Genomic DNA, 472 nt, shown 5'->3' on the forward strand with positions numbered 1-472 from the left:
AAGATACGCCCGCCGACAATCAAGCCCTGTCCTCCATCTCCGGCCATTACTATTTGCCAGGTTTTTTTCATTTGTTACCGCCCCCCTTGATCCGCTAGCTGGTTGATTGGATTCAGTTCCCGGTAGACCGTCAGGAAATCCGGGCGCTCTTTGTCAACAAATACGCCCGTGGCAATGTGGTCTATTTTTTCCTGGTCCGTCATTTTATCAAAACGCGATTTGGGCACGGCTCTCTCTTTCAGGTATTTCATCATGGCCAGCGGCCCGCCTGCAAAGTTTCTCCGTCCAAAATGGGTGGGACAGGGACTCATTATCTCTACCAGGCTAAATCCTTTTTTCTGGATGGCCTGCATGATATATTTTTTAATCTGCAGCACATGGTATGCGGTGGTACGGGCTACAAAATTGGCACCCGATGTTTCCGCCAGGGCACATACATCAAAGCCCGGTTCCGGCACACCCCGGGGTGAAG

The 472-nt window shown here is 51.1% G+C and carries 1 pseudogene; it reads right to left on the reverse strand.

Annotation, left to right across the window (positions count from 1 at the left end):
• Window positions 1-74 precede the first annotated feature (74 nt).
• Window positions 75-472 (reverse strand): annotated as a pseudogene (locus IT084_RS17725) (hypothetical protein); the annotation flags it as partial.

The organism is Desulfallas sp. Bu1-1 (genome assembly GCF_015594625.1).
Taxonomy (GTDB): domain Bacteria; phylum Bacillota; class Desulfotomaculia; order Desulfotomaculales; family Desulfallaceae; genus JADNRQ01.